Here is a 1,524-nt window from a genome sequence, read left to right as displayed (position 1 = left end):
ATGCGAACCGATGGCGAAACGGTGGACCTCGTCGCGCAGGCGCTGGACGAAATAGAGCACGGGATCGCGAACCGGCAGCGAAAACGAGTCCCTGCCTTTGACGAAGAAACGCTCACGGCCGGCGTCGCGGTCCTGGCCCTTGGCGATACCGATGGCCACCACCCGGTCCTCGATGCCGAGATCGGCGAGGATCTTGCGCACCGCGGTCATCTGGCCCTGGCCACCGTCGATCAGGATGACATCGGGCCAGGCCGGGAAGCTGCCGGAGATATCGTCCTCCATATCGTCCGCCGAACCATCAGCCGCATCCCCAGCCGGGACATCGCCATGCTCCTTCAGCAGCCGCGAAAAACGTCGCTCCATCACCTCGCGCATCATGCCGAAATCGTCGCCAGGTGTGATCTCGGTCGAGCGGATGTTGAATTTCCGGTACTGGTTCTTCACGAACCCTTCCGGTCCGGCGACGACCATGGCGCCGACCGCGTTGGTGCCCATGATGTGTGAGTTGTCGTAAACCTCGATGCGCACCGGCGGCTTGGCCAGGCCGAATGTCTCGGCGAAACCCGCAAGCAGGCGTCCCTGGGTGGAGGTTTCAGCCAGCCGGCGTCCGAGCGCTTCGCGGGCATTCTGCAAAGCGTTGTCGGTCAGGTCCTTCTTCTCGCCGCGCTGCGGCACGGAGATCGCGACCTTGCGGCCAGTTCGGGTGGAGAGCGCCTCGGCCAGCAGTTCCTGATCCTCGACGCCATGCGACAGAAGAATGTTCCGCGGCGTCGGCTTGTCGTCATAGAACTGCGCCAGGAACGAACCCAACACCTCGGCTGCTTCCAACGCCGGATCGGCCTTGGGGAAATAGGCGCGGTTGCCCCAGTTCTGGCCGGTGCGGAAGAAGAACACCTGGATGCAGACCTGGCCGCCTTCCTGATGGATGGCGAAGACATCGGCTTCGTCGACGGTCGCCGGATTGATGCCCTGATGGCTCTGCACATGCGACAGGGCCGCCAACCGGTCGCGATAGATCGCGGCGCGCTCGAAATCGAGAGCTTCCGACGCCTGCTGCATGGCGGCCGAGATTTCCGTCTTCACCTTCTGGCTGCGGCCGGACAAGAAGTCCTTCGCCTCGCCGACCAGTTCGGCATAGTCCTGATGCGAGACCTCGCCGGTGCAGGGACCAGCGCAGCGCTTGATCTGATAAAGCAGGCATGGCCGCGTGCGGTTCTCGTAGAACGAGTTGGTGCAACTCCTGAGCAGGAAGGCGCGCTGCAGGGAGTTGATGGTACGGCCAACGGCACCGGCCGAGGCAAACGGGCCGAAATAATCGCCTTTGCGCGACCGCGCGCCGCGATGCTTGTAGATGCCCGGCGAGACATGGTCGCCGGTCAAGAGAATGTAGGGAAACGACTTGTCGTCGCGCATCAGGACGTTGAATCGCGGCCGCAAGCGCTTGATAAGGTTGGCTTCGAGCAGCAGCGCTTCGATCTCGGTGCGGGTGACGACGAACTCCATCGTCGACGTTTCGCGCACCAT

General features: G+C 63.2%; 1 protein-coding gene. It reads right to left on the bottom strand.

Annotation, left to right across the window (positions count from 1 at the left end; translation table 11 throughout):
* Positions 1–1,524 (bottom strand): excinuclease ABC subunit UvrC (gene uvrC, locus EN750_RS33740; RefSeq protein WP_127399230.1); only part of this gene is annotated, 1,524 nt, incomplete at both ends.

This window comes from Mesorhizobium sp. M7A.F.Ca.ET.027.03.2.1 (assembly GCF_003999175.1).
Taxonomy (GTDB): Bacteria; Pseudomonadota; Alphaproteobacteria; order Rhizobiales; family Rhizobiaceae; genus Mesorhizobium.
Note: the sequence above shows the minus strand (reverse complement) of the source record. Positions and strands in the feature narration are given on the sequence as shown.